The organism is Enterobacter genomosp. O, from assembly GCF_001022965.1.
Classification (GTDB): domain Bacteria; phylum Pseudomonadota; class Gammaproteobacteria; order Enterobacterales; family Enterobacteriaceae; genus Enterobacter; species Enterobacter cloacae_L.
Window position 1 is genome coordinate 782,302 of the sequence record NZ_LECZ01000025.1, and the last position, 21,541, is coordinate 803,842.

The 21,541-nt window shown below is 56.4% G+C and carries 20 protein-coding genes; 5 read left to right on the forward strand and 15 right to left on the reverse strand.

Going from position 1 to position 21,541, the window contains the following annotated elements:
* Window positions 1-8 precede the first annotated feature (8 nt).
* On the reverse strand, window positions 9-1,112 hold the full coding sequence (gene proB / locus ABR39_RS13600; protein WP_047347347.1) for a glutamate 5-kinase: 1,104 nt from the start codon (window positions 1,110-1,112) through the stop codon (window positions 9-11).
* 304 nt (window positions 1,113-1,416) lie between these two features.
* Between proB and phoE the strand changes: the two genes are divergently transcribed.
* On the forward strand, window positions 1,417-2,469 hold the full coding sequence (phoE, locus tag ABR39_RS13605) for a phosphoporin PhoE (protein ID WP_047347348.1): 1,053 nt from the start codon (window positions 1,417-1,419) through the stop codon (window positions 2,467-2,469).
* A gap of 159 nt (window positions 2,470-2,628) precedes the next feature.
* Here phoE and crl read toward each other — a convergent pair whose 3' ends face one another.
* The 3 genes from crl to gpt all read right to left on the reverse strand — a co-directional run bounded on the left by crl (window position 2,629) and on the right by gpt (window position 4,895).
* Window positions 2,629-3,030 (reverse strand): sigma factor-binding protein Crl, encoded by a 402-nt coding sequence (gene crl, locus ABR39_RS13610; RefSeq protein WP_045330370.1) that lies wholly within the window; start codon window positions 3,028-3,030, stop codon window positions 2,629-2,631.
* A gap of 57 nt (window positions 3,031-3,087) precedes the next feature.
* Entirely contained in the window at window positions 3,088-4,332 is a 1,245-nt protein-coding gene (frsA, locus tag ABR39_RS13615; RefSeq protein WP_047347349.1) for an esterase FrsA, read from the reverse strand.
* 104 nt (window positions 4,333-4,436) lie between these two features.
* The gene (gene gpt / locus ABR39_RS13620) at window positions 4,437-4,895 is read right to left on the reverse strand and encodes a xanthine phosphoribosyltransferase (protein ID WP_010427903.1); all 459 of its coding nucleotides are present in this window, start codon (window positions 4,893-4,895) and stop codon (window positions 4,437-4,439) included.
* Window positions 4,896-5,155: 260 nt separating this feature from the next.
* Here gpt and pepD point away from each other — a divergent pair, with 260 nt between their 5' ends.
* Window positions 5,156-6,613, forward strand: a complete 1,458-nt coding sequence (pepD, locus tag ABR39_RS13625) for a cytosol nonspecific dipeptidase (RefSeq protein WP_047347350.1) — start codon at window positions 5,156-5,158, stop codon at window positions 6,611-6,613.
* A 62-nt stretch (window positions 6,614-6,675) separates the two neighbouring features.
* Here pepD and dinB read toward each other — a convergent pair whose 3' ends face one another.
* The 8 genes from dinB to ABR39_RS13665 all read right to left on the reverse strand — a co-directional run bounded on the left by dinB (window position 6,676) and on the right by ABR39_RS13665 (window position 13,883).
* Window positions 6,676-7,734, reverse strand: a complete 1,059-nt coding sequence (gene dinB, locus ABR39_RS13630; RefSeq protein WP_047347351.1) for a DNA polymerase IV — start codon at window positions 7,732-7,734, stop codon at window positions 6,676-6,678.
* 108 nt (window positions 7,735-7,842) lie between these two features.
* A complete protein-coding gene (gene nqrM, locus ABR39_RS13635; RefSeq protein WP_059310466.1) occupies window positions 7,843-8,046 on the reverse strand; it encodes a (Na+)-NQR maturation NqrM in 204 nt (67 codons plus the stop codon).
* Window positions 8,046-9,269, reverse strand: coding sequence for an NADH:ubiquinone reductase (Na(+)-transporting) subunit F (gene nqrF / locus ABR39_RS13640; RefSeq protein WP_047347353.1), 1,224 nt, complete (start codon window positions 9,267-9,269; stop codon window positions 8,046-8,048). Before nqrF ends, nqrM begins: the two co-directional genes overlap by 1 nt.
* A 10-nt stretch (window positions 9,270-9,279) precedes the next feature.
* The gene (nqrE, locus tag ABR39_RS13645; RefSeq protein WP_044867920.1) at window positions 9,280-9,876 is read right to left on the reverse strand and encodes an NADH:ubiquinone reductase (Na(+)-transporting) subunit E; all 597 of its coding nucleotides are present in this window, start codon (window positions 9,874-9,876) and stop codon (window positions 9,280-9,282) included.
* Window positions 9,877-9,882: 6 nt separating this feature from the next.
* Window positions 9,883-10,521 carry an NADH:ubiquinone reductase (Na(+)-transporting) subunit D gene (locus tag ABR39_RS13650; RefSeq protein WP_008500256.1) on the reverse strand — a complete coding sequence of 213 codons (639 nt, stop codon included), beginning with the start codon at window positions 10,519-10,521 and terminating at the stop codon, window positions 9,883-9,885.
* A complete protein-coding gene (locus tag ABR39_RS13655; protein WP_047347354.1) occupies window positions 10,514-11,308 on the reverse strand; it encodes a Na(+)-translocating NADH-quinone reductase subunit C in 795 nt (264 codons plus the stop codon). The genes ABR39_RS13650 and ABR39_RS13655 overlap by 8 nt, the downstream gene beginning before the upstream one ends.
* Window positions 11,301-12,536, reverse strand: a complete 1,236-nt coding sequence (locus ABR39_RS13660; RefSeq protein WP_047347355.1) for an NADH:ubiquinone reductase (Na(+)-transporting) subunit B — start codon at window positions 12,534-12,536, stop codon at window positions 11,301-11,303. The genes ABR39_RS13655 and ABR39_RS13660 overlap by 8 nt, the downstream gene beginning before the upstream one ends.
* 3 nt (window positions 12,537-12,539) lie before the next feature.
* Window positions 12,540-13,883 carry a Na(+)-translocating NADH-quinone reductase subunit A gene (locus ABR39_RS13665; protein WP_047347356.1) on the reverse strand — a complete coding sequence of 448 codons (1,344 nt, stop codon included), beginning with the start codon at window positions 13,881-13,883 and terminating at the stop codon, window positions 12,540-12,542.
* A 298-nt stretch (window positions 13,884-14,181) separates the two neighbouring features.
* Here ABR39_RS13665 and dpaA point away from each other — a divergent pair, with 298 nt between their 5' ends.
* Window positions 14,182-14,922: a peptidoglycan meso-diaminopimelic acid protein amidase gene (gene dpaA / locus ABR39_RS13670; RefSeq protein WP_047347357.1), complete on the forward strand. Its 741-nt coding sequence runs from the start codon at window positions 14,182-14,184 to the stop codon at window positions 14,920-14,922.
* On the opposite strand, the gene ABR39_RS13675 is transcribed toward dpaA, so the two are convergent.
* Both ABR39_RS13675 and lpcA read right to left on the reverse strand, forming a co-directional pair.
* Window positions 14,893-15,660, reverse strand: a complete 768-nt coding sequence (locus tag ABR39_RS13675) for a class II glutamine amidotransferase (protein ID WP_010427885.1) — start codon at window positions 15,658-15,660, stop codon at window positions 14,893-14,895. The genes dpaA and ABR39_RS13675 overlap by 30 nt on opposite strands.
* Window positions 15,661-15,706: 46 nt before the next feature.
* On the reverse strand, window positions 15,707-16,285 hold the full coding sequence (gene lpcA / locus ABR39_RS13680) for a D-sedoheptulose 7-phosphate isomerase (RefSeq protein ID WP_047347358.1): 579 nt from the start codon (window positions 16,283-16,285) through the stop codon (window positions 15,707-15,709).
* Window positions 16,286-16,524: 239 nt separating this feature from the next.
* Between lpcA and fadE the strand changes: the two genes are divergently transcribed.
* Together fadE and ABR39_RS13690 are read left to right on the forward strand one after the other, a co-directional pair.
* On the forward strand, window positions 16,525-18,969 hold the full coding sequence (fadE, locus tag ABR39_RS13685; protein WP_047347359.1) for an acyl-CoA dehydrogenase FadE: 2,445 nt from the start codon (window positions 16,525-16,527) through the stop codon (window positions 18,967-18,969).
* A 108-nt stretch (window positions 18,970-19,077) separates the two neighbouring features.
* Complete coding sequence (locus tag ABR39_RS13690; RefSeq protein WP_047347360.1) at window positions 19,078-19,848, forward strand: amidohydrolase; 771 nt, start codon at window positions 19,078-19,080, stop codon at window positions 19,846-19,848.
* A gap of 84 nt (window positions 19,849-19,932) precedes the next feature.
* Here ABR39_RS13690 and ABR39_RS13695 read toward each other — a convergent pair whose 3' ends face one another.
* Complete coding sequence (locus tag ABR39_RS13695; RefSeq protein ID WP_047347361.1) at window positions 19,933-21,534, reverse strand: gamma-glutamyltransferase family protein; 1,602 nt, start codon at window positions 21,532-21,534, stop codon at window positions 19,933-19,935.
* Between the last annotated feature and the right edge of the window lie 7 nt (window positions 21,535-21,541).

Genomic DNA, 21,541 nt, shown 5'->3' on the forward strand with positions numbered 1-21,541 from the left:
CTGGCTCCTTAACGAATAATCATGTCATCGCGATGCACGGCAACCGGGCCATATTCATAGCCCAGAATGGCGTCGATCTGCTGCGAGTGGTGACCCGCAATGCGGCGCAGCGCGTCGCTGTTATAGCGGCTTACGCCGTGAGCGATGTCGCGACCTTCGAGGTTACGGATACGGATCACTTCACCACGGGAGAAGTTGCCTGTCACGCTTTTAATTCCTTTAGGAAGTAATGAACTTCCTCGTTCCAGAATCGCGGCGGTAGCCCCTTCATCTACGACCAGTTCGCCTGCCGGAGGCGCGCCAAATATCCAGCGTTTACGGTTTTCCAGCGGGGATTCCTGGGCGTGGAAGCGCGTGCCGACGGAAATACCTTCCATCACGTCGCCAATCACGCCCGGGCGGCTGCCCGACGCAATGATGGTGTCAATACCGGCGCGGCACGCCACGTCAGCGGCCTGCAGCTTGGTCCCCATACCGCCCGTTCCCAGGCCAGACACGCTGTCGCCGGCGATGGCGCGCAGCGCATCGTCGATGCCGTGAACGTCGGTAATCAGCTCGGCTTCCGGGTTGGAGCGCGGATCGGCGGTGAACAGCCCCTGCTGATCGGTCAGAAGCAGTAATTTATCGGCACCGGCCAGAATCGCGGCCAGCGCAGAGAGGTTATCGTTATCACCCACTTTGATTTCAGCGGTGGCAACGGCATCGTTTTCGTTAATAACGGGAACGATATTGTTGTCCAGCAGCGCGCGAAGGGTATCGCGGGCATTCAGGAATCGCTCCCGGTCTTCCATATCGGCACGCGTCAGCAGCATCTGCCCGACGTGGATGCCATAGATAGAGAACAGCTGTTCCCAGAGTTGAATGAGTCGGCTTTGCCCCACGGCGGCCAGCAGCTGTTTGGAGGCGATCGTCGCGGGGAGTTCGGGGTAACCCAGGTGTTCACGCCCGGCGGCAATCGCCCCGGAGGTCACTATCACAATACGATGCCCTGCGGCATGTAGCTGAGCGCACTGACGTACAAGCTCAACAATGTGGGCGCGATTTAGGCGGCGCGATCCGCCTGTTAAAACACTGGTACCGAGTTTTACCACCAGCGTCTGGCTGTCACTCATGATTCTCTGCCGTTCAACGATAAGGGAAAGTAATGTCGAACGAACGTTTTAACAGGAGTCAGCCCTGTTGCCAACTGCCTTAGCACATCGCGAAACACTTTGTTGCGCGGGATCAGGAAGCGTAGCGGGAGAATTTGACACATTTATTACCGAAATAATAAATCACCGTTTTTTAAAATTATTCTTAGTTTGTCATAAAAGTTTCACTCCAGAACGATAAAACCCTTCCTGTTTTTTCACGGGACTTAAGCATGAGCTTATCGTCCAGCGAATTTTTTAGCGCGTTTATAAGACAGGATCGAAAATGAAAAAGAGCACTCTGGCATTAGTGGTTATGGGCGTAGTGGCTTCTGCATCCGTTCACGCAGCTGAAGTTTATAATAAAGACGGTAATAAACTGGACGTGTACGGCAAAGTTAAAGCCATGCACTACATCAGTGATGACGACACTAAAGACGGCGACCAGACTTACGTTCGTTTCGGTTTTAAAGGCGAAACACAGATTAACGATCAGCTGACGGGCTATGGCCGTTGGGAATCCGAATTTGCGGGCAACAAAGCCGAGAGCGACTCCTCCCAGAAAACCCGTCTGGCGTTCGCGGGCCTGAAGCTGAAAAACTTCGGTTCTCTGGATTACGGCCGTAACCTGGGCGCCCTGTATGACGTCGAAGCCTGGACCGATATGTTCCCTGAGTTCGGCGGCGACTCTTCCGCGCAGACCGATAACTTCATGACCAAGCGTGCTACCGGCCTTGCCACCTACCGTAACACCGACTTCTTCGGCGCGGTTGACGGCCTGGACATGACCCTGCAATACCAGGGCAAAAACGAAAACCGTGACGCCAAGAAACAGAACGGTGACGGTTTTGGTACCTCTCTGTCCTATGACTTCGGCGGCAGCGATTTCGCAGTCAGCGGCGCTTACACCAGCTCTGACCGCACCAATGCTCAGAACCTGCTGGCGCGTGGTCAGGGGCAAAAAGCAGAAGCCTGGGCAACCGGTCTGAAATATGACGCGAACGATATTTATCTGGCCGCCATGTATTCAGAAACCCGCAACATGACCCCAATTTCAGGTGGTTTTGCAAATAAAGCGCAGAACTTTGAAGTCGTTGCACAATATCAGTTCGATTTCGGTCTGCGTCCGTCCCTGGGTTATGTCCAGTCTAAAGGCAAAGATATCGAAGGTATCGGTGACGAAGATTTGGTGAAATATATTGACGTTGGCGCGACCTATTACTTCAACAAAAATATGTCCGCGTTTGTTGATTATAAAATCAACCAGATTGACGACAAAAATAAACTGGGCGTGAGCAGCGATGACATTGTTGCTCTGGGCATGACCTACCAGTTCTGATTATGCGAAATAAAAAAACCGGCGTGATGCCGGTTTTTTTGTCGGGAATTAATGCGGTCTGGTGCCCTCACCCCGGCCCTCTCCCACAGGGAGAGGGAGAAGAGCATCAGTTTTTGTAGGCCGGGTAAGGCGAAGCCGCCACCCGGCGTCGTGACACCATCAGGCAGTCAGCTTCACCGCTTCGCTGGAAAAGTCATCCGCTGGTTCGAACTTCAGATCCAGGGTTGCCAGCAGCGCGCTTGCTTTAGCGTGGAACTCTTTCAGCGTATATTCGAGGCGATCGATCACTTCCTGATCTTTAATGGTGGTGGCCTGCCAGTTGCCGTCTTTATTAAACAGGCCAAACTGGTAGCTATACGTAAAACGTTTTTCCTCTGCTTCCATTTCCATCCACCAGCCCCAGAATTCACGTTTTTCGGGTGCAGGCTTCACGTTGACGCATACAGCCAGGCAGTCGAAAAAAAAGCGATTCTCTTCACACTGCTCTTCTCGAATATACGGGCCGAGAGCCATAAACTTCTTAATCAGTCTACTTTTCGGGTGTCCACTCGGTAACGTCATTGCGATCTCCTTTTGTGAAGCCACTGTTTTACCAAACCAGCAAAATTTAGCAAACTATTAACACAATCTCTGAGCGATCCAGCGCGTAATCTCTTTCAGTGCTTTGTCGAAATTCTGATAGACCGGGCTGAACGGCACCTCAAGCAATTTGCCATCCGCAGATGACGACGTGATTAAGCGCGACTCTTCTTCCGGGCTGAACGGATCGTTTTTCCAGAACCCCGACAGCATCGGCGTTGGGCAGCGTCGTCCCAGCAAACCCTGCGTTTTTAACGAGTAGCGATTGAGCTCAACGCGCAGCGCTTCGTCTGATGCATCATGCATGCCAAGGCGGCTGGCCAGCACGTCAAGGTACATTTCAGGTACGCTACCCTGGCGCGCGGGATCGCTGAGCAGGGCGTGAACGACCGGCCCAAGGCAGGCGACGGCTTTCAGACGAGAAGCTTCAAGGTAGGCCAGACGCACCGCGACGTTCGCGCCAAAACGGAAGCCAAATGCCGCCACGCGGGTGTGGTCAACCCACGGAATGTTTTCAAGCGCTTTTAGCGCATGCTGGTGCAGCAGGCTCGAATCCTGAGTCAGTTTCCACTTGGATGAGAAACCAATTGAGGGCATATCCAGCGTCAGCATCGCGATCCCTTTTGGTGCGAAGTAGCGCTCGTACAGGCTGTAATAGTCGATCTGCAACGAATCCAGCCCCCCGCACATCAGTACGGTCGGGAACGGGCCTTCCCCTTCAGGCATATGCAGGAACCCGGTAACGGGCGCGCCACCCGGAATGGTAAACTCAAGTTCGCGCATCTGGCCCGGCAAGCGTTGAGCCGCCTCTTCATAGGCGCGATTCGCCAGCGCCTGAGCCTGCTCGGCCAGTTCATCGCCTTTTAAATGCGGGTAGGCGGCAATCCCGTAAAGGTTAGCGGCATGCAGCCAGTGCTTGCCGCTGAGCGTGGCGTCCTCTTCCTGGCTGGCTTTTTGCTGCCAGAGCATCGCCTGTTTCGACCACTCGTAGATCCAGTTACCGCCGCGGTAGCCCACCACCGTATCGTAGAGTTCGCTGTCGGTACGTTCGGCTTCACTCATTACGATACGCGCCTGCACGTCGAGGATTTCACGCGGATCGATACCGCGCCAGACCCACATCAGGCGGTTAATCATGCGATACCAGTGAGGCACGTTTTTACCGTCTAACGCAGACTGGACGGCAGGTTGGGTACCCGGATTAAAGCGACGCACCAGCGTCGACGTTTCAGGGTGTTTGAAACGGGGTTTGAAGAGAGTTTCGGTGAGATTCGCCTGCGTCATTGCGTTGCCTCCATGGATACGTCGTATAGAGACTATTGTAACGCGGTGCAGGCTAAAAAGAACAACGCCCGGCATAGCCGGGCGTGTAAAGTTACGTACTGATATTAACGGCCTGAAATAGGCGGTACAAAGACCACGCCCATATCCCATGGCTGTTCAATCCAGGTATCCTGCGGGATATCAATCACGTAATCGTCAACCAGTGGGCGACCCGCTGGTTTCGCGAAAATAGTCACGAAATGCGCTTTTGGATACATTTCGCGGATGGCCACCGCAGTACCGCCGGTATCCACCAGGTCATCAATAACGATGAAACCTTCACCGTCGCCTTCCGCGCGTTTCAGTACGGTCAGCTCGCGCTGGTTGTCATGGTCATAGCTGGAGATGCATACGGTATCGACATGACGAATGCCCAGCTCACGTGCCAGCAGCGCCCCCGGTACCAGACCGCCACGGCTGACGGCAATAATGCCTTTCCACTGTTCGGAAGGCATCAGACGCGCAGCCAGTTTGCGTGCGTGAATCTGCAACATGTCCCAGGTGACGACGTATTTTTCGCTCATGTGAAGTGTCCCAGCCTGTTTTTATACGGCTTAAAAAGTGTTCGAGGGGGAAATAGGTTGCGCGAGATTATAGAGATCTGACGCACTAAAAACCAGTGTTTAGCGCCCTCTGCCTGAGTTTTTACATGCTTTATGCTACCAGCCAGCAGAGAAAGTGGTATTCTCAGTTTCATCTCGCAAGCCTGACTTGTGGTAACTATTAACCTGCTAACCCTGTGACCTGCAACCCTGTTTGCAGCGCCTCGACAAGGAGACTTATCGTGTCTGAACTGTCTCAATTATCTCCGCAGCCGCTGTGGGATATTTTTGCCAAAATCTGCTCCATTCCACACCCTTCCTACCATGAAGAACAGCTTGCCGAACATATTATGGGTTGGGCGAAGGAAAAAGGCCTGCATGCTGAACGTGACCAGGTTGGCAACATTCTGATCCGCAAGCCCGCTACCGCAGGCATGGAAAACCGTAAACCGGTTGTGCTGCAGGCGCACCTGGACATGGTGCCACAGAAGAACAACGACACCGTTCACGACTTCACTAAAGATCCGATTCAACCGTACATCGACGGCGACTGGGTGAAAGCGCGCGGCACTACGCTTGGCGCAGATAACGGGATCGGCATGGCCTCTGCGCTGGCCGTGCTGGCTGACGACAGCGTTGAGCACGGTCCGCTGGAAGTGCTGCTGACCATGACTGAAGAAGCGGGTATGGACGGCGCATTCGGTCTGCAGGCGAACTGGCTGCAGGCGGATATTCTGATCAACACCGACTCCGAAGAAGAAGGCGAGATCTACATGGGCTGCGCGGGCGGGATTGATTTCATCTCTACCCTGCCGCTGTCGCGCGAAGCGATTCCTGCCGGTTTCCAGACCTTCAAGCTGACGCTGAAAGGGCTGAAAGGCGGCCACTCCGGCGGTGATATTCACCTGGGCCTGGGGAATGCCAACAAACTGCTGGCGCGCTTCCTGGCAGGTCATGCGGCTGAACTGGACCTGCGTCTGGTCGATTTCAACGGCGGTACGCTGCGCAACGCGATCCCGCGCGAAGCGTTCGCCACCGTGGCGGTGCCGGCGGCAAAAGCGGACGAGCTGAAAAAGCTCTCCAGCGTGTACCTGGATATCCTGAAAAACGAACTGTCAGCAAAAGAGAAAAATCTGACCGTGGTGCTGGAATCCGTCTCCACGGATAAAGCCGCGCTGACCGCAAAGTCTCGTGACACCTTCGTTCAGTTGCTGAATGCGACGCCAAACGGCGTGATCCGCAACTCTGACGTGGCGAAAGGCGTGGTGGAAACCTCCCTGAACGTGGGCGTAGTAACCATGAGCGACGACAGCGCGGAAATCATCTGCCTGATCCGCTCACTTATCGACAGCGGTAAAGAGTACGTAGTGAGCATGCTGGAGTCTCTGGGCACGCTGGCGGGCGCAAAAACCTCCGCTAAAGGCAGCTACCCGGGCTGGCAGCCGGATGCGAGCTCTCCGGTGATGGCACTGGTGCGTGAAACTTACCAGCGTCTGTTCAACAGCACCCCGAACATCCAGGTGATCCACGCCGGTCTGGAATGTGGCCTGTTCAAAAAGCCGTATCCGGACATGGACATGGTTTCTATCGGGCCAACCATTACCGGACCACACTCACCGGATGAGCAGGTTCATATCGAAAGCGTGGGCCATTACTGGACACTGCTGACTGAACTGCTGAAAGCGATTCCTGCTAAGTAATACCCTCACCCCAGCCCTCTCCCAAAGGGGAGAGGGTGTACAACATCGTGCCACCGGTCTTTTTACAATCCCAATACCAGCTGTCGTTCCAGCTGCGGGTCCAGCAGCGTGACGTGCAACCCCACCAGCCTGACTCCGCGCCCTGCCCGCCGCTCTTCCCATGCCTTTTTCGCCGTCGCAATGAGATCGTCTTTATTCAGACGCGGCCAGACGTGTTCCTGCGTGGTCTGCTGGAAGTCGTTGAATTTTAGCTTGATACCCTGACGGGCAATAAGCAGGTCCGGTTTTACTTTAATTAAGCGTCGTTCCAGCTCCGGGTAGAGCTGTTCTGTGATAATGAATTCGCATTCGGACCAGTCATGAATATCTTCACTGAGGGTTCGCTCAACGCCAACGGATTTCCGTAACCGTTCGCTGTTCACATCGCGATCGTCAATCCCCTGGCTGCGCTCCCACAGCACACGGCCAAACTTGCCAAAGCGCTTGAGCAGCATGGCGAGATCGCTTCGCTGCACATCTTCGCAGGTGCGTAATCCCATGCTTTCCAGCTTTGCGGCGGAGACTTTTCCCACCCCGGGGATTTTGCCGAGCGGCAGCGTTTTTAAAAATGCAGGCACCTCTTCCGGCGTGATGACGTACTGGCCGTTGGGCTTATTCAAATCGGAGGCAATTTTGGCGAGGAATTTAACGGGTGCCACGCCCGCCGATGCGGTCAGATTCAGCTCGTTGAAAATCGTCTGGCGGATCTCCTGAGCCATTAGCGTGGCGGAGCCGTGACAATGCACGCTGTCGGTAACATCCAGATAGGCTTCGTCCAGCGACAGCGGTTCAATCAGAGAGGTATAGCGGGAGAAGATTTCGCGAATATGAACCGAGGCTTCCTTATAGGCGTCAAACCGGCCTGGCAGGAGCGTGAGATGAGGGCAAAGCTTTAAGGCCATCGCCGTCGGCATGGCGCTACGCACGCCAAATTTGCGCGCAGGGTAGTTTGCGGTGCTGATCACCCCCCGCTGCACGCGGCTGCCGCCAATGGCGATGGGAATATCCCGCAGCGCCGGGTTGTCACGCATCTCCACTGCGGCAAAAAAGCAGTCCATATCAACATGGATAATTTTGCGCATAGTAAGCCCTCACTCATTACTGGATAAGTATACAGTAAACAAATGAGGATTGAGAAGCTGATCTAAGAACGCCGGGTGGCGGCTTTGCCTTACCCGGCCGACAAAAACTTAAATAATGCGCTGCTGTTCGCGGGCCATCCGTTTTTTCCGCGCATCGCACGGTTCCGGGCAGTCGCACACCTTCTCCATCCCAATGGATGAGATGCCGCCGCAGCTGCCCTGAAGGCTTTTCCGCTTAACGATCCAGCCTAACGACATGCCGAAGATGACAAGCACAAAAACCGCAAAGGTTGCCAGAAACGTCAGCATCATCAGCCTCCAAAGTCATCAAGCATGATGTTCTCATCTTCCACGCCAAGATCTTTCAGCATCTTAATCACGGCGGCGTTCATCATCGGTGGCCCACACATATAGAACTCGCAGTCCTCAGGTGCCGGGTGCTGTTTGAGGTAGTGTTCATACAGCACGTTGTGAATGAACCCCGTGTATCCCGTCCAGTTATCTTCCGGCTGCGGATCGGAGAGCGCCACGTGGAAGGTAAAGTTCGGGTTTTCACGCGCCAGCTGTTCGAATTCATCATCATAGAACATCTCGCGCAGCGAGCGCGCCCCGTACCAGAAGCTGATCTTGCGCTGGCTACCGAGCCGCTTCAGCTGGTCAAAGATGTGCGAGCGCATCGGGGCCATACCGGCACCGCCGCCGATAAACACCATTTCAGCCTCGGTATCTTTGGCAAAGAACTCACCGAACGGACCGGAGATCGTCACTTTGTCACCAGGCTTGAGGGACCAGATGTACGACGACATCACGCCCGGCGGCGCGTCCGGCACGTTCGGTGGCGGCGTGGCGATACGCACGTTGAGCATGATAATGCCCTTCTCTTCCGGGTAGTTGGCCATCGAGTAGGCGCGCAGCGTCGGCTCTTTCACCTCCGACACAAAGCGGAAGAGATTGAATTTGTCCCAGTCGGCGCGGTACTCCTGCGGAACGTCAAAGTCCGCATACGCCACCGTGTGCTCCGGGCACTCAATCTGAATGTATCCCCCGGCGCGGAACGGAACATCTTCCCCTTCCGGTACCCGCAGCTTCAGCTCTTTAATAAAGGTGGCTTTGTTATCATTAGAGATAACCTCGCACTCCCATTTTTTAACGCCGAATATCTCTTCCGGCAGCTCAATCTTCATGTTCTGCCGCACCGCGACCTGGCAGGCGAGACGGCAGCCCTCTTTTGCCTCACGTTTTGTGATATGCGCCAGTTCGGTTGGCAGAATATCGCCACCGCCCTCTTTCACCTTCACGCGGCACTGCCCGCAGGAGCCGCCGCCGCCGCAGGCTGAGGAGACAAAAATGCCGTTACCGGAGAGCGTATTGAGCAGCTTATCCCCCGCCGGCGTGCGGATCTGATTCTGCGGCTCGTCGTTAATATCAATCACCACGTCGCCGGAATTCACCAGCTTCGCGCGCGCCGCCAGAATGAGCCCTGACAGCACCAGAACAATCAGCGTGAACATCACCACGCCAAGAATAATTTCCATCTGTAAGCCCTTATAGCTGCACGCCGGAGAAGGACATAAAGCCCAGCGCCATCAACCCGGTGGTAATAAAGGTGATCCCTAAGCCACGCAGGCCCGCGGGCACGTTGGCATATTTCATTTTTTCGCGGATCCCCGCCATGGTGACAATCGCCAGCATCCAGCCGATGCCGGAACCGAAGCCGTAAACGACGGATTCACTGAAGTTGTAATCACGCTGAACCATAAACGAGACGCCGCCGAAGATGGCGCAGTTCACCGCGATAAGCGGCAGGAAGATCCCCAGCGCGTTGTAAAGCGACGGGAAATACCTATCCAGGATCATCTCAAGGATTTGGACCAGCGCCGCGATTACCCCGATAAAGGTGATGAAGTTCAGGAAGCTGAGATCAACGCCTTCCACCAGCGCGCCGTCCCGCAGCACAAAGTTGTACACCAGATTGTTAATGGGCACGGAGAGCCCGAGCACGACCGTCACCGCCACGCCCAGTCCAAAGGCCGTCGACACTTTTTTGGAAACCGCAAGGAACGTACACATGCCCAGGAAAAACGCGAGCGCCATGTTTTCAACAAACACCGCGCGCACAAACAAACTCAGGTAATGAGCCATCGTCGGTTACTCCTTTTCCTGCTGTTCTGGTCTTAACGTACGAATCAGCCAGATCAACAAACCGATAATGAAAAATGCGCTAGGAGCCAGCAGGAACAGGCCGTTTGGCAGATACCAGCCGCCGTTCTGCACCGTGTCCAGCACCGTGATGCCAAACAGCTTGCCGCTGCCAATGAGCTCACGCAGGAACCCAACGGTCAGCAGGATCACGCCGTAGCCGAGGCCGTTGCCGATACCGTCCATAAAGCTCGCCAGCGGCGGCATTTTCATGGCGTAGGCTTCCGCGCGCCCCATGACGATACAGTTGGTGATGATAAGCCCAACAAACACCGAAAGCTGTTTCGAGGTTTCATAGGCGAAGGCGCGCAGCAGCTGATCGACCACGATCACCAGCGAGGCGATGATCGCCATCTGCACGATGATCCTCACGCTGTTGGGAATGTGGTGGCGGATCATTGAGATAAACATGCTGGAAAACGCGGTTACCAGCGTTACCGCCAGCGTCATCACGACCGCCGTTTCCAGCTTGGTCGTCACCGCAAGGGCTGAACAGACGCCCAGCACCTGCAGCGTTATCGGGTTATTGGCGAGCAGTGGGCCAATGAGCACCTTTTTGACTTCTTTCAGTTCACCGGTATCAGCCATTGTTCAGCGCTCCTTCACGTACGTTTTTCAGGAAAGGACCAAAGCCCAGCTCGCCCATCCAGAAATCAAAGCTGTGCTGCACGCCTTTTGATGTGAGCGTGGCGCCGGAAAGCCCGTCGACGGCGTAGTCGTCTCCGGGACGTGCCGCCCCTTTCATCACCTTCAGCGCGGGCAGGCCGTTATCGTCGAGCACTTTTTTGCCGACAAACTGTGCCCGCCAGTTAGGGTTCTCAACTTCGCCACCCAGCCCCGGCGTTTCCCCCTGGTCATAGTACGTAATGCCTTTTACGGTGCGGCCATCCGTATCAAGGGCCACAAAGGCGTACATCATCGACCACAGTCCGTTGCCGTAAATCGGCAGCACCATTTCCTGCACGCGTTTTTGCTCATCGCGCACCAGGTAAATTTCGGCGAGATTACTGCGGCGCTTAATACCGGCGGGATCTTGCGATGCCTCAAGCGTCAGGCTCATCTGCGGATCTTTCAGCGCCAGCGCCTGGTTGAATGTTGCCGGGTCTTTATCCAGCAGCTGTCCGGTTTTTAAATCCACCAGACGCGCCGAAATACGTTCGGCAAAGACTGCCGAAACATCATCTGCGCTCATTCCTTCCTGCATCAGCCCGGCCACGGCCAGAATGTTGCGCTGTTTATCCAGCGCGCGTTGCTTCTGCTGCAGAGGTTTTAACCCCACGGCAGAACCGGCCACGACAATCGAACAGACCAGACAGAGCACCAATACCACCAGCAGCGTTTTGCTGATGCTGTCGTTATTTTTAACTTCAGCCACGCGCCTTCCTCCGCTTAATGTTGGCCCGCACCACCAGGTAATCGAAGAGTGGCGCAAACAGATTGGCAAACAGAATGGCCAGCATCATCCCCTCCGGATACGCCGGGTTGACCACGCGGATCAGGACACACATCGCGCCAATGAGCACGCCATAGCTCCATTTGCCTTTATCCGTAAACGAGGCAGAGACAGGGTCGGTCGCCATAAACATCATGCCGAACGCGAAGCCCCCCAGCACCAGATGCCAGTACCACGGCATGGAGAACATCGGGTTGGTGGTCGAACCGATAGCGTTGAACAGGGTGGCGGTCAGCACCATGCCGATCGTCACGCCTGCAACAATCCGCCAGGAGGCCACGCGACCGAAAAGAATGATCGCGCCGCCCAGCAAAATCATCAGCGTAGAGACTTCCCCGATGGAGCCCGGAATGTTGCCAATAAAGGCATCGAACCAGGTGACAGGCTGTCCCGTCGCGTTGTTCACCAGCGCTTCACCGCCGCGTGCCGCCCACTGCGAAAGCGGTGTGGCGCCGGAAAAACCGTCTGCCGCCGTCCACACCAGGTCGCCCGAGATTTGTGCCGGATAGGCAAAGAACAGAAACGCACGCCCCGCCAGCGCCGGGTTAAGGAAGTTCCGCCCGGTTCCGCCGAAGATCTCTTTGGCTATCACCACGCCAAAGCTGATGCCCAGCGCCGCCTGCCAGAGCGGTAGCGTCGGGGGAACAATCAGGGCAAATAGAATGGAGGTCACGAAGAAGCCTTCGTTGATCTCATGTTTACGGATGATGGCAAACAGCACTTCCCAGAAGCCGCCCACGATAAAGACCGTGATGTAAATCGGCAGGAAGAAAACCGCGCCCAGCGTCATCATGCTCATCCAGCCTGCGTCTGCCGCGAAGCTCACCCCTAACGACTGGGCCAGACGGTAGTGCCAGTCAGACTGAAGCACCTGCGCCAGCTGCTCTGCATCGTACATGTGGTGCAGCGCCGGTATGGTCTGCAGGCCAACGTTGTACATCCCCCAGAACATCGCCGGGAAGACCGCAAACCACACAAGGATCATCATCCGCTTGAGGTCGATGGCGTCACGAACGTGCGCCGCCCCTTTCGTCACCAGCCCCGGCGTGTAGAAAATGGTCGCCGTTGCTTCATACAGCGGGTAGTACTTTTTGAGCTTCCCTTCGGTAAAGTGCGGCTCAATCTTTTCAAAGAGGTGTTTTAAGCCCATCGGTTATCCTTCCTGCTCAATGCGGGTTAACACCTCGCGCAATACGGGTCCGTATTCGTATTTTCCCGGACACACATAGGTACAGAGCGCCAGGTCTTCTTCGTCCAGCTCAAGGCAGCCCAGCGCCTGTGCGCTGTCGGTATCGCCGGCGAGGAGATCGCGCAACAGCATGGTCGGCAGAATATCCAGCGGCATGACGCGCTCGTAGTTGCCAATCGGGACCATGGCGCGCTCTCCACCGTGCGTAGTGGTCGAGAAGTTAAACAGCCGGTTACGCAGGAAGTGACCCAGCGTGGTCCGGGTGACGGAATATTTCTCCGCGCCGGGCAGCACCCAGCCGAACAACTCTTTCTCGCGGCCTTCCTGCACAATGCTGACCTGCAAATGGAAACGTCCCAGATAGGCGTGCGCATCAACAGCATGGCGGCCGCTGAGCACCGAACCGGAAATCAGGCGGTTTTCGCCCTCTTTTATCTCACCCACCAGCAGTTCATTGATATCCGCGCCCAGCAGCGTCTTCACCAGACGCGGGTGGCTCGCCTGAGGCCCGGCGATGGCGATGATCCGCTCAGCGCACAGTTCACCGGTGGTGAATAGCTTACCGATGGCAATAACGTCCTGATAGTTAAGATGCCAGACCTGTTTCGTCAGGCTTACCGGCTCAAGGAAGTGGATGTGCGTCCCGACCAGCCCCGCCGGATGCGGGCCAGCAAACTCGTTAAACGTGACCTGCCCCTGCGGATGCCCGCCGAGCTTGCCGCCGCCGGCCTGACAAACGTGAACTTTCCCCGACGTCAGGCGGGTTAAAAGTGTCAGCCCGGCATCAAAGGCTTTGCGCTGCGCCAGGATAACCGGCTGCGGGTCCACGCTAAGCGGGTTGGTGTCCATTGCCGTAACGAAAATCGCGGCCGGTTCCGTACCGGGAACAGGGGATTTGCTGAAGGGACGCGTACGAAGCGCGGTCCATAAACCGGACGCCAGAAGTTGAGCCTGAACAGCGTCACGGCTCAGCGACGCGAGGTCCGCAACATCGTAATGGGCGAATTCACGCTGTTCATCGCCTTCAATGCGGATAACCACTGATTGCAGAACGCGCCGTTCGCCGCGGTTTATCGCCACAACGATGCCGCTCGCGGGTGCCGTGAACATTACGCCGGGATTTTTTTTGTCCTCAAAGAGCGCCTGTCCTTTGATAACGCGATCGCCTTCCTGTACCAGCATTGACGGCCGCATTCCCAGGTAGTCGTCGCCCAGGATGGCGACATGACGGACACTAACGCCTGTCGAAACGTGCTGATCGGGCACGCCTGCAATCGGCAGATCAAGTCCTTTTTTGATTTTAAACATGTGGTTAGCAGGTTTCCATGAACAACAATCCAGTGGGCGCGAAGTGTAACATTTTCCCCTTCCCGCGGGCAGGGAATCCGCCGTCGCACGCGCCAAATTGCGAGCTAATACGCAAAGTTCCTGGAGCCATCGCGATTTTGATGGTTTATAACGTAAAACTAATTTGTAAACTCACCGCCCGGCTCTTGCGAAAATCTCTGGCGGTGCTAATGTGAGCGCTCCTAACAGAATAATCTGATTTCGGGTCTCTTTTGCCGTCCTGGCAAGTTGGTCATGGTTTTATCAAGGAACTAGTAGTATGCGTAAAATCGCATTGTTCATTGCGATGCTTCTGATTCCGTGCATGTCGTTTGCCGGACTGCTCAGCAGTAATAGCTCAACGACGCCGGTCAGCAAAGAATATAAACAGCAGTTAATGGGATCGCCGGTTTATATTCAGATCTTCAAGGAAGAGCGCACTCTCGATCTGTTTGTAAAAATGGGTGAGACTTATCAGCTGCTTGATAGCTACAAGATTTGTAACTACTCCGGCGGACTGGGGCCAAAACAGCGTCAGGGCGATTTCAAAAGTCCGGAAGGGTTTTACAACGTTCAGCGCAGCCAGCTCAAACCCGACAGCCGCTTCTATAAAGCCATTAACATCGGCTTCCCGAATGCCTATGACCGTGCTCACGGTTATGAAGGTAAATACCTGATGATCCACGGTGCCTGCGTGTCTATCGGCTGTTATGCGATGACCGATTCCGGCATTGATGAGATTTTCCAGTTCGTGACCGGCGCGCTGGTCTTCGGGCAGCCTAACGTTCAGGTCAGCATCTATCCGTTCCGCATGACGGACGCCAACATGACGCGTCACAAGTACTCATACTACGCGGATTTCTGGAAACAGCTGAAGCCAGGTTACGACTACTTTGAGCAGACCCATAAGCCACCGGTGGTCTCTATCGTAGATGGCCGTTACGTGGTCAGCAAACCGCTGAGCCACGAAGTCGTCCATCCACAGCTGGCGTCAAATTACACGGTCCCCGAGACAAAATAGTACCCACTCGCCTGGCATAATCTTTTGCCAGGTTTCGTTGCCCGTCAGCGGCTGCGTTGCAATGACAGTGACCACATCGTTCGGTGTGGTCTCCTTCTGAAAGTCTATCTCCACATCCTGATCGAGTAGCGTCGCAACGCCAAACGGCGCACGGCGGGTAATCCAGAACAGATTCGTCGAGCAGAACGCCATCACGTAGCGCCCGTCAGAGAGCAGCATGTTGAACACGCCTTTTTCGCGTAGCTCCGACGCCAGCGTCGCGATGTATTTAAACACGGCGGCCATATTGCCTGGCGTGCGGGGATAGCGCTCCGTCAGCTTGTGCAGAAGCCAGCAGAAGGCTTTTTCACTGTCGGTTTCGCCAACCGGGCGGAAATTGCCCGTCTCCAGCGACTTATAGCCCGTGAGTTGCCCATTGTGCGCGTAAGTCCAGTTACGGCCCCACAGCTCGCGGGTAAACGGATGGGTATTTTCCAGCGCGACTTCGCCACGGTTTGCCTGGCGAATGTGGGCAATCACCGAGCGCGACTTGATGGGATAGTCCTGCACCAGTTTAGCAATCGGTGAGTTAAAGCTGGGCTGTGGATCTTTGAACGTGCGACATCCTTTGCCTTCGTAGAAGGTAATGCCCCAGCCGTCTTTATGCGGCCCGGTTCCTCCACCGCGCTGCACCAGCCCGGTGAAACTAAAGCAGATATCGGTTGGCACATTGGCGCTCATCCCGAGCAGTTCGCACATACGTCACCTCCACAACAGCGGGGGCAAAAGTGCCCCCAGCGAAGTCTTACTTAACCATCTCTTTTTCGATCAGCTGGATCAGGATGTGGATCACTTTGATGTGAATTTCCTGAATGCGGTCAGCATAACCGAAGTGCGGAACACGGATTTCAACGTCCGCGCTACCGTCCATCTTACCGCCATCTTTGCCCGTCAGGGTGATGACTTTCATCCCTTTCTCACGCGCGGCAGCGATCGCTTTGATCACGTTTCCGGAGTTGCCGGAGGTAGAGATCCCCAGCAGCACATCACCTTCACGACCGACCGCTTCAACATAGCGGGAGAAGATGTAGTCGTAACCAAAGTCGTTGCCTACGCAGGAGATGTGGCTCACGTCGGAAATCGCAATCGCCGGGTAGCCCGGACGGTTTTCGCGATAGCGACCGGTCAGCTCTTCTGCAAAGTGCATCGCATCACAGTGGGAACCGCCGTTACCGCAGGAGAGCACTTTGCCACCGGCTTTGAAACTGTCGGCCAGCAGGACCGCTGCGCGCTGAATAGCGTGAATATTGGCATCATCTTTCAGAAAGTTAGCCAGCGTTTCCGCCGCTTCGTTCAGTTCGTTACGAATAAGATCCTGGTACATGAGGATAATCCTTCAGTATTGATGAAATAACACAGTGGAGTGTACCGGATAGCGGGAAAAGCGAGAAGCTAAAGCCATACGAATCGCCCGGCGTTTTGCTTTTTCGTGCCGGCGAAAACGCGAACAATGTGAACCAGGTTGTAATTATTTTGTAAACACATTGCTAAAGGAAATAACATCAACTACAACCATATCATCACAAGTGGTCAGACCTCCTACAAGCAAGGGAGCTTTTCTTTATGATGATTTTGAGCATTCTCGCAACCGTTGTTCTGCTCGGTGTGCTGTTCTATCACCGCGTCAGTTTATTCCTGAGCAGCCTGATTCTTCTGGCCTGGACCGCTGCGCTTGGCGTCGCCGGTCTCTGGAATATTTGGCTTTTAGTCCCTCTTGCCATCATTCTTCTGCCGTTTAACTTTGCCCCGATGCGTAAATCAATGATCTCTGCGCCGGTGTTCAAAGGCTTCCGCAAGGTGATGCCGCCGATGTCGCGTACTGAAAAAGAAGCGATTGATGCAGGCACTACCTGGTGGGAAGGCGATCTGTTCCAGGGCAATCCTGACTGGAAAAAGCTGCATAACTATCCACAGCCGCGTCTGACCGCTGAAGAACAGGCCTTTATTGATGGCCCGGTGGAAGAAGCGTGCCGCATGGCGAACGACTTTGCCATTACCCATGAAATGGCCGATCTGCCGCCAGAGCTGTGGGCATACCTGAAAGAGCATCGCTTCTTCGCGATGATCATTAAGAAAGAGTACGGTGGTCTGGAATTCTCCGCCTACGCTCAGGCTCGCGTCCTGCAAAAGCTGGCGGGCGTTTCCGGAATCCTGGCGATTACCGTTGGCGTGCCTAACTCCTTAGGCCCGGGCGAACTGCTGCAGCATTACGGTACGGAAGAGCAGAAAGATCATTACCTGCCGCGTCTGGCACGCGGTCAGGAAATCCCTTGCTTCGCGCTGACCAGCCCGGAAGCAGGCTCCGATGCGGGCGCAATTCCGGATACCGGCGTGGTCTGCATGGGCGAGTGGCAGGGCGAGCAGGTGCTGGGCATGCGCCTGACCTGGAACAAGCGTTACATCACGCTGGCGCCTATCGCCACCGTGCTGGGTCTGGCCTTTAAGCTCTCTGACCCTGAAAAACTGCTGGGCGGCGAAGAAGATCTGGGCATTACCTGTGCGCTGATCCCAACCTCTACCCCTGGCGTTGAAATTGGTCGTCGTCACTTCCCGCTGAACGTGCCGTTCCAGAACGGCCCAACCCGCGGCCAGGATATCTTTGTGCCGATTGATTACATCATCGGTGGCCCGAAAATGGCCGGTCAGGGCTGGCGTATGCTGGTTGAATGTCTGTCAGTTGGCCGCGGCATTACCCTGCCGTCGAACTCAACCGGTGGTCTGAAGTCTGTGGCGATGGGGATTGGTGCGTACGCCCACATCCGCCGTCAGTTCAAAATTTCCATCGGCAAGATGGAAGGTATCGAAGAGCCGCTGGCGCGTATCGCGGGCAACGCCTACGTGATGGATGCCGCTGCTTCCCTGATTACCTACGGCATCATGCTGGGCGAAAAACCGGCCGTGCTGTCCGCCATTGTGAAGTACCACTGTACCCACCGCGCGCAGCAGTCGATCATTGACGCGATGGATATCGCAGGCGGTAAAGGCATTATGCTCGGCGAAGGCAACTTCCTGGCGCGCGGCTATCAGGGCGCACCGATTGCCATCACCGTTGAAGGGGCAAACATCCTGACCCGCAGCATGATGATCTTCGGTCAGGGCGCAATCCGCTGCCATCCGTACGTGCTGGAAGAGATGGCTGCCGCGCAGAACAACGACGTGGATGCCTTCGATAAGCTGCTGTTCAAACACATCGGTCACGTGGGCAGCAACAAGGTGCGCAGCTTCTGGCTGGGCCTGACGCGCGGCCTCACCAGCGCGACGCCAACCGGTGATGCCACCAAACGTTATTACCAGCACCTGAACCGTCTGAGTGCCAACCTTGCGCTGCTGTCCGACGTCTCTATGGCGGTGCTGGGCGGAAGCCTGAAGCGTCGCGAACGTATCTCCGCTCGTCTGGGTGATGTGCTGAGCCAGATTTTCCTGGCCTCTGCGGTGCTGAAACGCTACGACGATGAAGGCCGTCAGGAAGCGGATCTGCCGCTGGTGCACTGGGGCGTTCAGGATGCGATGTATCAGGCAGAGCAGGCCATTGACGATCTGCTGGCAAACTTCCCGAACCGCTTTGTCGCAGGCGCCCTGCGCGCGGTGATCTTCCCGACCGGCCGTCATCATCTGGCGCCGTCGGACAAGCTGGACCACAAAGTGGCGAAGATCCTGCAGGTACCGAGCGCAACCCGCTCCCGTATCGGCCGCGGCCAGTATCTGGCGCCAACGCCGCATAACCCGGTAGGCCTGCTGGAAGAGGCGCTGCTGGACGTGATGGCCGCCGACCCTATTCACCAGAAAATTTGTAAACAGCTGGGCAAAAACCTGCCGTTTACCCGTCTGGACGAACTGGCGAAACAGGCGCTGGCAGGTGGCATTATCAGTAAAGATGAAGCTGCTCTGCTGGTGAAAGCCGAAGAGAGCCGTCTGCGCAGCATTAACGTGGACGATTTCGAACCGGAAGAGCTGGCGACGCAGCCGGTAAAGCTGCCGGAGAAGCACCGTAAACCTGAAGCGGCGTAACGCGTTTCGCCTGCACAAACCCCGCCTAGCGCGGGGTTTTTTATTGCCACATTTTCTCGTTATGTCGTGCTACAGTGTCAAAAAGCGGTCGTTTGAGGAGTCTGAATTGTGCCTGGTCTGAAGATTTCTATTTTGCAGCAACCTTTAGTGTGGATGGATGGCCCCGCCAACCTGCGCCACTTCGATCGTCAACTGGAAGGCATTACCGGGCGTGATGTGATTGTCCTGCCGGAGATGTTCACTACCGGCTTCGCCATGGAAGCGGCGAAACAGTCAATGCCTCAGGATGAGGTGGTCGCATGGATGCAGACCAAAGCGCAGGAGACCAACGCGCTAATTGCCGGTAGCGCCGCGCTACAAACCGAACGCGGACCGGTGAACCGCTTCCTGCTGGTCGAGCCGGAGGGGAAAGTGCACTTTTACGATAAACGCCACCTGTTCCGCATGGCGGATGAGCACCATCACTATGAAGCGGGTAACGAGCGCGTGGTGTTTGAATGGCGCGGCTGGCGCATTCTGCCGCTGGTCTGCTACGACCTGCGCTTTCCGGTATGGTCACGTAACCGCAACGATTACGACCTGGCGCTGTACGTCGCCAACTGGCCTGCGCCGCGCTCCCTGCACTGGCAGTCGCTGCTGGTGGCGCGCGCGATTGAGAACCAGGCGTACGTGGTGGGCTGTAACCGCGTGGGAACGGACGGCAACGGACATCACTACCGCGGCGACAGCCGGGTGGTGAATCCGCAGGGCGAGATAATTGCCACCGCCGAGCCGCATCAGGCGACGCGCATTGATGCGGAGCTGTCGTTGACGGCGCTGAAGGAATACCGGGAGAAGTTTCCGGCGTGGCAGGATGCGGATCCGTTTAGCATTGGCTGAAAAATGCCGGGTGGCGGCTACGCCTTACCCGGCCTACAAAAATCATAGCGTAGGCCCGGTAAGCGCAGCGCCACCGGGCATTAATTAACTCACCAGCGCCTGTCCGTCTTTGCGGCTTTCCGTCGCGGCCACGTAGTGCCCTTCCGGCATACGGTAAATCACCTGCGCACCGCCGAAGTTGTAATCCTGAAGCGGATCTTCCACCACGATCTGATGCCCGCGCTCGCGCAGCGCCGCGATAGTATTGCGATCGAACGTCGATTCGACGATCACCTCCCTGCCCTGCACCACGCGCCAGCGCGGGGCATCGATTGCCGCCTGCGGGTTTTGCCCGTGCAGCATAATGCGCAGCGCCATCTGCATGTGCCCCTGCGCCTGCATCGGCCCGCCCATGACGCCGAAGGACATCAGCGGCTTGCCGCTGCCGTCCATCGCAAAGCCCGGAATGATGGTGTGGAACGGACGCTTGCTGCCCGCCAGTGCGTTCGGGTGATTGGGATCCAGTACAAACCCGCAGCCCCGGTTTTGCAGGCTGATCCCCGTATCCGGCACCACGATGCCTGAACCGAAACCCATATAGTTGGACTGAATAAACGAGACCATCATCCCGCTGGCGTCGGCGGTGCTGATGTAAACCGTGCCGCTCTGCGTCGGGGAACCGTAGACAAAATCAGAGGCGCTATCGTGGTTGATAAGCGCCGCGCGCGACTTCAGGTAATGGTCGCTCAGCAGCTCTTTCGCCGCGAACGCCATGTGTTCTTCGTCCGCCACGTAGCGATCGAGATCCGCCAGCGCCAGCTTCATTGCCTCAATGGACAGGTGCAGGGATTGCACGGAATCCGGGTGATGCTTCTCAATGCCGCACTGCTCCAGGATGCCCAGCGCAATCAGCGTGGCGATCCCCTGGCCGTTTGGCGGCAGCTCCTGCACCGAACCGCCCGCGAAGTCGCGCGACAGCAGGTCAACCCAGTCCACGCGATGGTTTGCCAGATCCTCTGCCGTCAGGTGCGCGCCGTGCTCTTTGGCGAAGGCGGCAATTTTCTGCGCCAGTTCGCCGCGGTAAAACGCGTCGCCGTTGGTTTTCGCAATCAGCTCCAGCGAGTTTGCCTGCGCCGGGTTACGGAAAATCTCCCCCACGCGCGGGGCGCGGCCTTCCGGCGCGAAGCAGGCGCTAAAGCCCGGCTGATCTTTCAGCTTGTTATAGCCGCGCTGCCAGAGATGGCCAATCAGCGGCGAGACCGGGAAGCCGTTGCGCGCATAGTCAATGGCGGGCTGCGCCAGCGTGGTCAGCGGCAGCGTGCCAAAGCGTTCCGCCAGGGCGACCCAGCCGGAAACCGCCCCCGGCACGGTCACCGCGTCCCAGCCAATTTCCGGCACTGCGGTTTTTCCGGCAAACAGATCCGCATGCCAGCTGGCTGGCGAACGACCGGACGCGTTCAGGCCGTGCAGCTTTTCACCGTCCCAGACGATGGCAAAGGCGTCGCTGCCGATCCCGTTGCCGGTCGGCTCGACCACCGTCAGCGCCATCGCGGTGGCAATGGCCGCATCGACGGCATTCCCGCCCAGCTGCAGCATCTTCATGCCTGCCTGTGCCGCCAGCGGCTGTGATGTCGCAACCGCGTTATGGCCCAGCATCGGCGGGCGTCGTGAATCATAACCGGAGGTAAAATCTAGCGCTTTGGTCATCATGACT

What these genes read in the sequence shown, in the direction of transcription:
- proB (WP_047347347.1), bottom strand. Translation starts at nt 1,112, where the DNA reads ATGAGTGACAGCCAGACGCTGGTGGTAAAACTCGGTACCAGTGTTTTA.
- phoE (WP_047347348.1), top strand. Translation starts at nt 1,417, where the DNA reads ATGAAAAAGAGCACTCTGGCATTAGTGGTTATGGGCGTAGTGGCTTCT.
- crl (WP_045330370.1), bottom strand. Translation starts at nt 3,030, where the DNA reads ATGACGTTACCGAGTGGACACCCGAAAAGTAGACTGATTAAGAAGTTT.
- frsA (WP_047347349.1), bottom strand. Translation starts at nt 4,332, where the DNA reads ATGACGCAGGCGAATCTCACCGAAACTCTCTTCAAACCCCGTTTCAAA.
- gpt (WP_010427903.1), bottom strand. Translation starts at nt 4,895, where the DNA reads ATGAGCGAAAAATACGTCGTCACCTGGGACATGTTGCAGATTCACGCA.
- dinB (WP_047347351.1), bottom strand. Translation starts at nt 7,734, where the DNA reads ATGCGCAAAATTATCCATGTTGATATGGACTGCTTTTTTGCCGCAGTG.
- nqrM (WP_059310466.1), bottom strand. Translation starts at nt 8,046, where the DNA reads ATGATGCTGACGTTTCTGGCAACCTTTGCGGTTTTTGTGCTTGTCATC.
- nqrF (WP_047347353.1), bottom strand. Translation starts at nt 9,269, where the DNA reads ATGGAAATTATTCTTGGCGTGGTGATGTTCACGCTGATTGTTCTGGTG.
- nqrE (WP_044867920.1), bottom strand. Translation starts at nt 9,876, where the DNA reads ATGGCTCATTACCTGAGTTTGTTTGTGCGCGCGGTGTTTGTTGAAAAC.
- ABR39_RS13650 (WP_008500256.1), bottom strand. Translation starts at nt 10,521, where the DNA reads ATGGCTGATACCGGTGAACTGAAAGAAGTCAAAAAGGTGCTCATTGGC.
- ABR39_RS13660 (WP_047347355.1), bottom strand. Translation starts at nt 12,536, where the DNA reads ATGGGCTTAAAACACCTCTTTGAAAAGATTGAGCCGCACTTTACCGAA.
- ABR39_RS13665 (WP_047347356.1), bottom strand. Translation starts at nt 13,883, where the DNA reads ATGTTTAAAATCAAAAAAGGACTTGATCTGCCGATTGCAGGCGTGCCC.
- dpaA (WP_047347357.1), top strand. Translation starts at nt 14,182, where the DNA reads ATGCGTAAAATCGCATTGTTCATTGCGATGCTTCTGATTCCGTGCATG.
- ABR39_RS13675 (WP_010427885.1), bottom strand. Translation starts at nt 15,660, where the DNA reads ATGTGCGAACTGCTCGGGATGAGCGCCAATGTGCCAACCGATATCTGC.
- lpcA (WP_047347358.1), bottom strand. Translation starts at nt 16,285, where the DNA reads ATGTACCAGGATCTTATTCGTAACGAACTGAACGAAGCGGCGGAAACG.
- fadE (WP_047347359.1), top strand. Translation starts at nt 16,525, where the DNA reads ATGATGATTTTGAGCATTCTCGCAACCGTTGTTCTGCTCGGTGTGCTG.
- ABR39_RS13695 (WP_047347361.1), bottom strand. Translation starts at nt 21,534, where the DNA reads ATGACCAAAGCGCTAGATTTTACCTCCGGTTATGATTCACGACGCCCG.